This window comes from Novispirillum itersonii subsp. itersonii ATCC 12639, assembly GCF_000381985.1.
Lineage (GTDB): Bacteria > Pseudomonadota > Alphaproteobacteria > Rhodospirillales > Rhodospirillaceae > Novispirillum > Novispirillum itersonii.
In genome coordinates this window covers 1-8,346 of sequence record NZ_KB907366.1, presented here as the reverse complement: position 1 = coordinate 8,346, position 8,346 = coordinate 1, and the positions used below count along the sequence as shown (strand labels likewise).

The window sequence follows — 8,346 nt, the reverse complement described above, 5'->3', positions numbered from 1 at the left end:
GTTCTGGCCCCGGCGACGACCTCGGGCAAGAACTTCCTGCCGCGCGTTGCCGCGCTGAAGGATGTGGCGATGCTGTCGGATATCTGCGGCGTGGTGTCTGCTGACACCTTCGTGCGGCCGATCTATGCCGGGAACGCGCTGGCCACCGTGCAGACGGTTGACGCCCTGAAGGTGATCACCGTGCGCACCACCGGCTTTGACGCCGTTGCCGCTGAAGGCGGGTCTGCGGCGGTTGAGGCTGTTGCGGCTGCGGCGGATGCCGGACAGAGCAGCTTCCTTGGGGAAGAACTGTCGAAGTCTGAACGGCCGGAACTGACGGCGGCGCGGGTGATTGTCTCCGGCGGCCGCGGCATGGGCTCGGGCGAGAACTTCACCCTGATCGAAGCGGTGGCTGACAAGCTCGGCGCGGCGGTCGGTGCGTCGCGTGCGGCGGTTGATGCCGGGTTTGTGCCGAACGACTATCAGGTCGGTCAGACCGGCAAGATCGTGGCACCGGAACTGTACGTCGCCGTCGGGATCTCCGGGGCGATCCAGCATCTGGCAGGGATGAAGGACTCCAAGGTCATCGTCGCCATCAACAAGGACGAAGAGGCCCCGATCTTCCAGGTTGCCGATTACGGCCTGGTCGCCGACCTCTTCCAGGCGCTGCCTGATCTCGAAAAGGCCCTGTAAGAAGGGACCTGTTCACGAAGAAGGCCGGGAGAAAACCTCCCGGCCTTTTTTGTAGCTCTGTCTTGATCTGTATCAGGTGGTGCGGCAATAGGCTTCCGGATTGGCAGCATAGGCCCGCATCACATCCGCCAGCATGCCGGAGAATTCGGCCTGCGGATTGGCCCCGTCCAGACGCGCCATCGACATTTTTCCGGTGATCTTTTTGATCGCGGGTGGGCGTCCGGGATTCCCGAACGTCGCAATAAACTCCTTCTGCCCCAACACTTCGACCCCGATATTCAGGAATGCTTCAACCTGATACAGGTGCTTGAAGTGCTTTTTGATATTTCTCAGGGTTTCCGCCCCGACGATCGGCAGGAAGGGGGTCAGGGCGGCGATTTCCTGATTATCCATGTCTTTCAGGGCATCAAGGCGCTCAAGGTCATTGAAGACTTCCCACCGCTTTTCGCGCAGGACGTCACCGAAACAGGCGTTAAGGCGGTCAAACTCTCCCTTCCCGACCTGTGAAACCCCACGGGCAGCCTTTGGATTGGTGTCCAGCATTTCGCGGGCAAGTTCATTACCGACGATCCGTTTGGCGTCATCAAGGCTTTCGCGACCGATGGAAGCCAGTTCACGGATCCCCTCCGGAGTCCGCAGGGTGGTGACACCCTTGCCGAGTTCAGCGATCAGGCGGGGCGGCAGCTCCACATAATAGGGAAACAGAGGGACCTGCCATTCTTCATCAAGGTGGTCGCGGATCGCCTCATAAAACTCTTCACCCGGGGTGCGCTTTTTTTCCCCGGTCTTCGTCCGTACATCCGTGGCCCACAGGTCCCGGATGATCATCCGCAGGCTGTCCATCAGCCCCTGATCATCGCTTTCAACAGCCTGATGGGGCATCTTTTCATCAAGGACCCGCTTCGAGAAGCGCCTGCAGCCGGTGCGGACCACCATCCCGATGATGTCATTGACAGAACGCTCGCATTTCAGCGCGCTGTTGTCATCCGTCACCGGGGCACCACCGATCCCGACGGTCACATCGTTGAACAGGGCACGGTTGGCAGCGAAGGCGCTCAGGCAGCTATGGAGAAGCGCCGGGTCTTCCATCGCCGCTTCATACAGCTTGTCATCCTCGACTTCGCTGAGGGCAGGGACCCACTCACGCAGGCGTGGCAAAACCACGCCTTTCAGGGCTGTATTGATCGCAGCCTTGTTTTCGTCCTTGGGTTGGACCGGGCCACCTGCTGCTTTGACTGGTTTCTTGCTCATTTAGCCGAATGCTTCCCCGATAACACCCTGCAAGTCATAACCGATCTGACCGGATCGCGTAAAGCATCACCGCGCATTCAGCCTATCTCTTTTCTATCCTCTCCTGTTGTCCCTCTCCGGGCAAGGGCGCTGAAGGAATTATCTTGGGCTTGGGTGCAGATTGCGAGGAATGTGTCTGATAACCCCGACATGAAGAATATTCTCAGCGCAGACACGGTGATGTCTGTAACACGGTTTGTGCCATTCCTTCATATCGCTGAAAGGATAGAGAAATATTCCAGACAGATATGAGGTCGGGGTTATCTGTCTCAAAAGAGGGAACGGGAAAATATTCCTCGGCAGGGGATGATCGGGGTCATCTAGAGCGTTGATCGGGGTTATCGCTCACGAATGTCGGGGTTATCGTTCTCTCTCGGATAGAGAGTTATATCATCCAACCCGTTGATTTAATTTTATAAAAACTCATAACTTGAACCCTCTCATTCATCCCTAAAAGATTCATTAAGTTTAGCGGGCATGACTGGCGGCCTGCAGGAATGTCCCTGTGTTATTCAACGTGTCTGAAATGGGAAAGTGTCTGTGCCTGAAACCTCCCGCCGATGCCGGCTGGATGGGTTTGTGTTGCCCGGACGTTTTTCCACCGCATTACGGAGGATGCTGCCAGCTCTGGGGAGCGCCAGTGTGAAGTCATAAAAAAGAAACCGGCGTGGTCGAGACGCCGGTTTCAAGGTAACCACATCAAAGTCGGGACCGGTGACGGATGTCAGAAGGGCCGACCTTTCAGGGCGTGTGTAGGCGCGAACCATAGCATGGTTTAGCGTAAAGGGCAAATATTGCCCTTGCATAAAAAATAGAACCCGAAAGGCCGATTCTTGTTCATCCCTTTGCCGCCCGGTCAGGAGGCGTCATGGGTCGTTCTACGGCCGGTGGACAGCCGCGTCAGCTCGGAGATGGAATGCGTCCACCGACGACAGGGCACGTCCGTAAATCATTTGGTCATTTTGATGGCGCGGTTTCGGCGGCGACCTTTCGTGGTCTTCCCGAAGGTGTCGCACATCCCAAGCAGTTGCTTGAACCGTTAAGGCGGTGCGGCAGCCGTTTGCCGATACCGCGTGAAGCGCTTGCCACGCTTGAGCTGTTGTTTGATTACACCAAGCTTTCAGATTGGGAGCCGGGTGGCACGCCGCTTGTCTTTCCGGGCAATGCTGAGCTTGCCGGTTGTCTTGGCGTGACGGAGCGTACCGTTCGGAATCATCTTTCAGCCCTTGAGGGGGCTGGTCTGATTTCGATTTTCCGTGGCCCTGGTAATCGTCGGATGCCTGTCTGGAATGGGGCAGGGGAGATGATTGCTGCGTATGGGATTAATCTTGCGCCTGTTGCGGAGCAGTCTGAAGTTTTCCGTTTGGTTGGTAAGGAACAGGCTGAGCGGCGTCGGTCGCTGAAAGTGATTTTGCGTCAGATTGGCGAAGCATTACAGGATGTTCGGACTGCGGTTGATGCAGTTGAGGTTGTGCTGTCTGAGGAGGGTATTGATCCGTTAACTCATTCTGTTTTTCTAACTCTGACCGAGATTCTTACGCTGTCGGAAGAAAAGTGTCGGCTTGCCCGACGGATCTGGGAACGCGATGCAGCCGCTTCTGTTCAAGAGCAGGCTGATTATATGTCTTTGTTATTAGAAATCAGAGATCAGCTGATTGATTTTGCGGGGCAAGCCAACACGGATGCAATGTCTCTGCTTCAGGACAGCGGTTCCTCGGATGTCTTTTCGATTAAAATTTCCGGGGACCCGGAAACCAAATTCCGTGAAGACTCTACAAAGACTTCTCTTAATAAAAGTAATCTCTTCCAAAAAGAGGTAGTCACGGGTGTGGGCAACGGCGCAGAGCATCGGCGTCAGGCGGTTTTGCCCGGTTTTGAACCAGTGACTGCACCTGAAAGTGCAGGTCCGCTGTTGATAAAACCGCATCATCTTCTGTCTTTGTGTCCCGAATTCCGAGCTGTCCTGTCTGAACAGCTCTTGCAGGAGACTCCAGAGACTGCGTCAACGGCCTCTTACCATGATGCTGCACGGCTGATTGCCCTGAACATGGGTGTTTCCGACTGGTGTTGGCGGACCGGCTGTAATCTGCATGGTCGTGGACAGGCTTTGCTGGCTGTTGCCGTTGCCCTGTTGAAGCCCCGGGACTCTTTCACAAAGAACCGTCAGTCTTTCCTGGCTGGAATGCTTCTTCGTCCACAGGGGCAGCTGAATGCTCTTGCCAGCTTCCATGCCTTGCGCAAACGTCGGCAGGAGGAATAATTCAGACGGTGCGTGCCGTAAAAGATACTGCTATGACCGCCCGAAGTGAGATTCAGAGGAAAGGACTTCCCTGTGGCTAAAACACCTCGTCCCGATCCGGTTAAAGTCACTTTGCCGGATGGTCGGAAAGTGGTTGTGGATGGGTCGGTTCCACGTCTGGAACCGGAGCGTTCGCATCGGCTTGCCGGTGTGGCGACGGTGGCCACCGGTCTGGCCCTCATGGCTGAACAAGGGGAGTGGGATCCTGATAGTGCAGAGCTGTCTTTGCTGCGGGCTTTGGAAGCCGCCCGCGAAGGGGTCATTGATGCGCTTGTGGCGGTGATTCAGAAAAATCTGATCGAGTGCTACATCAAGGAGACCCACGAAGATCCGGGTGAGAAATCGATCATGTTTCAGCGGGCACAGCCGATGTGCCGGAAAATGGCTGAGGACATGGTGGCCGAGAACGCTTATCTGGAGAAACTCGCCCGCTGGATTGCCCTGAATGTCTCCTCCTGGGGGCAGGAAGAGAAAGGCGATGCCATCCCTGTCTCCACTGAGACGGTCATCAGTCTGATCTCTACCTACGCCGAGGATGCCGCACAGGCGATTGCCGAACTGTTATCCCCACCGCATAAGCCAATGCAGTTTCTGGAAGAAATCCTTGGTATCCGGGCTGTCAGCGGTGATACGCGGCCTGATCTGCCGCGGGATATGCTGGTTGTTCTGTCGTCAGGTCATTTTCAAAGCCTGCGTGAGGCTTTGTATAAGAATACCTTCCGGAAAGTCGATGGAACCCCTTGGCCAACCGCTGAATTATCGCGGGGTGGGGCAAAAGGATACGCCCAGCTACGCCCGGCAGTGGTTGAGCAGGATCCGCATCTGCCACGCGAGCAGGTACAGGCATGGGCACAGACCATGTGGCGGCAGCAATCAGAACTCTCTGACATTGATGCCGATGCCCTTGATGCCTTATGCGCTATTTATCTGTCGCAGGCGCGGACGCCGGATGACGGTGCTGTTGCGGATGTTGATGAAATTCTGGCGATGCGTGGCCTGAAGCCCAAACGCGGGGGGCAAGGGCGCAGGGGCGGGTATGAGCCGGAGCAGCGTGAGGAGATCTTGCGGGCCCTGACGCATATTCAGAATGTCTGGCTGAATATCGCCGAAGTTAAAGTCTATGAGACTGATCCGAAGGGAGGGAAAAGTCGCAGGCCGGTCACGAAAACACTGCAAAGCCGTCCTTTTATCATTACCGACCGGATGGGGCAGATCCGTCTGGACGGTTATATGGATGTGGAACGTTTTGTTTTTCGCCCGGGCAAGGCGTTTGCTAGTTTCCTGTTTGGTACCGGAAGGCAGACCGGACTGCTGTTCCAGAAGGCCTTGCAGTACGACCCCTACCGCCGCAAATGGGAAAAACGCCTGACCCGTTATGTGTCCTGGCATTGGCGGGCTATCGCTCGGACAGGGCAGTTTGTCCAGATTTACCGGATCCAGACATTGCTGGAAGCCGTCGGGGAAACCCTGAATGACCGTTATCCCTCTAAAACACGGGTCCGGCTGGAAAAGGCCCTTGATCAGCTTCTTGAAGACCGTGTGATTGCCGGTTGGCAGTATGACCGCTGGGATGAGGCGATTACCGAAAAACGGGGTTGGGGAACGGACTGGCTGACGGCAACGATCGCGATCGAAGCCCCCGATGAGTTGAAAGACTATTATAAGCAGTTGGCTCAATCCCGCCCGGATTCTGCACCACCTCAGGTCATTTCTGTGAAGACCCCGGCAGGGGATGCTGATGTTTTGGGCGAACGGATCCGACAGCACCGGCGTAAAACGGGCCAGAGCCAGCTGCAGGTGGCAGAAGCCTTGGGCATACAGCAGGGTTATCTGTCAAAGCTGGAGCGGGGAAAAGCAATTCCCTCACCGAAACTGCGTCAGGCTCTTGATGACTGGCTTGAATCCTGAGCGGGAGTTCTGCCATCGCACACAAACCGTGCATCGGGATGGGATTTCTGAGAGCAAAATAATCACTTTGAGCGTCTATATTCTGTAGCATGCTTATTTTGTGCGTATTTCCTACGAGTATGCGGGAACCGTGTAAATATTGATCCTGATCAAAGGGTAAACCTGATCCTCTTTTTACACTTCCGGTCAAGCTGTCTGCATCGTCATGCGGCATGGATCTGATACGATAAGAAGAGGAACAGGGAATGAACAATCAGGGTGTGTTGGCTGAACGCCTGCTGCACGCACTGCGGGATTATGGTGCGACTGAAGTTTTCGGCATTCCCGGTGACTTTGCGTTGCCTTTTTTCAAGGTGATGGAGGAGAGTGCAATCCTCCCCCTACATACCTTGTCACACGAGCCTGGCGTTGGCTTTGCGGCGGATGCTGCGGCCCGGATTAATCGCGGGCTTGGCGTGGCAGCGGTGACCTACGGTGCCGGGGCCCTGAACCTGATCAACACGGTGGCCTGTGCCTATGCCGAGCGGTCGCCCTTGGTGGTGATCTCGGGCGCTCCCTCCCGTTCGGAACAGATCGAAGGTCTGGTGCTTCACCACCAGACCCGAACTCTCAACAGCCAGTATCGGATGTTTGAGGAAATCACCTGCGCACAAACCCGGCTTGATGATCCGGAGAAGGCTCCGCAGGAGATTGCCCGCGTTCTGCGGGCCTGCCGTGACCATGCCTTGCCGGTGTATATCGAGCTTCCCCGCGATATGGTGAGTGTCCCCTGTGGGTCTGTGCCGCTTTTGGCGCCGGCACAGGCGGACCCGGCGGCGGTGGCCGAATGTGCTGAGGAAATTCTTACCCGTCTGCGGCAGGCCGCTCAGCCGGTTCTGATGGTGGATGCAGAGGTTCGCCGGTACGACTGTGAAGCGGCGGTTGCAGCGTTGGCCCGTCGCCTTGGTTTGCCGGTGGTGACCACATTTATGGGCCGGGGGGTGCTCGGCGGGCATGGTCTTCCGGCACTGGATACCTATCTTGGGGCTGCCAGCCATCCTCAAGTGCGTGATTTGGTGGAAGGTGCGGACTTCCTCCTTCTCTTTGGCGTTATTCCCTCAGATACCAACTTTGCCGAACCCCGCGAGCGTCTGGAGCTGCGGTCTGCCTGTCACGTGCTGGGCCGGGCAGTCCGGATTGGCCACCACCACTATCATTCTATTCCCTTACCTGATCTTCTTGCGGCGCTCTTAACCCGGCTGGGGGACGCACCGGAGCAGCCCGTGCCACAGGGGCATGTCACTTATGCTCGGGGCTTACCGCAGGATCAGCAGGGGGTAGCCCCCAGTGATATTGCCTGTGCCTTGAACGATGCTTTTGCGGTCTATGGCCCAATGCCGATTGCGTCTGATATCGGCGACTGCATGTTCACCGCGATGGAGATCGACCATGGCGCTCTGGTCGGTCCGGGATTCTATGCGACCATGGGTTTTGGGGTTCCGGCTGGCCTGGGGGTACAGGCTGCCAGTGGGCAACGGCCTGTCATTCTTGTCGGGGATGGTGCTTTCCAGATGACCGGGTGGGAATTGGGGAACTGCCGACATAACGGCTGGAACCCGATCGTGATCGTGTTGAATAACCGCAGCTGGGAAATGCTGCGGGCCTTTCAGCCTGCATCCCGCTTTAACGATCTCAGTGACTGGCATTTTGCTGATCTGAGCCCGGCGCTTGGTGGGCGAGGGCAACGGGTCCAGACCCGTGCTGAGCTGAAGGCGGCACTCGATCGGGCGATAACAGACCCACAGAAAGGGCAGTTTGATCTGATTGAAGTCATGATTGAACCGGGGTGCCGCTCGGTCACCCTGACCCGGTTTGTTGAGGGAATTTCGCAGGCCCGGGCAAAGGCTGCCGCAGCAATGGCTGCGGAATAGTGGATCGATGCCTTCAGGCCTTCTGATCAAGAAGGCCTGAAGGCTCGTGTTTATGCGGCTTCAGGCGTTATGCCCTGAAAAAGAGTCATTTTTCTGAAAAAAGTGTTTGACGGTTCTGTGCGTGGGGCCTATAAAGCGCCTCCCGACGACGCGGGCCGCAGCGAAAAGCTGACGGTGCGAAGTTGGAAGTCACCCCGGTGGCGCCGCTGTTAGACAAGTGAAGAGAGGGAAGGGATACGTGGGTATCTGGCCGGACGAATGGCTGGA

The 8,346-nt window shown here is 56.6% G+C and carries 5 protein-coding genes; 4 read left to right on the top strand and 1 reads right to left on the bottom strand.

Annotation, left to right across the window (positions count from 1 at the left end):
• Positions 1 to 672: electron transfer flavoprotein subunit alpha/FixB family protein (locus G365_RS0119505; RefSeq protein WP_019647212.1), on the top strand; the 672-nt coding region annotated here is incomplete at its 5' end.
• A 72-nt stretch (positions 673 to 744) separates the two neighbouring features.
• Here the strand turns inward: G365_RS0119505 and G365_RS0119500 are convergent.
• Positions 745 to 1,923, bottom strand: coding sequence for a hypothetical protein (locus tag G365_RS0119500; RefSeq protein ID WP_019647211.1), 1,179 nt, complete (start codon positions 1,921 to 1,923; stop codon positions 745 to 747).
• Between the two features lie 955 nt (positions 1,924 to 2,878).
• Between G365_RS0119500 and G365_RS0119495 the strand changes: the two genes are divergently transcribed.
• The 3 genes from G365_RS0119495 (at position 2,879) to ipdC (ending at position 8,079) form a co-directional block, all read left to right on the top strand.
• On the top strand, positions 2,879 to 4,222 hold the full coding sequence (locus G365_RS0119495) for a helix-turn-helix domain-containing protein (protein ID WP_169545213.1): 1,344 nt from the start codon (positions 2,879 to 2,881) through the stop codon (positions 4,220 to 4,222).
• 72 nt (positions 4,223 to 4,294) lie between these two features.
• Entirely contained in the window at positions 4,295 to 6,169 is a 1,875-nt protein-coding gene (locus G365_RS0119490; protein WP_211217707.1) for a helix-turn-helix domain-containing protein, read from the top strand.
• 245 nt (positions 6,170 to 6,414) lie between these two features.
• Positions 6,415 to 8,079, top strand: coding sequence for an indolepyruvate/phenylpyruvate decarboxylase (ipdC, locus tag G365_RS0119485; protein ID WP_019647208.1), 1,665 nt, complete (start codon positions 6,415 to 6,417; stop codon positions 8,077 to 8,079).
• Positions 8,080 to 8,346: the final 267 nt, after the last annotated feature.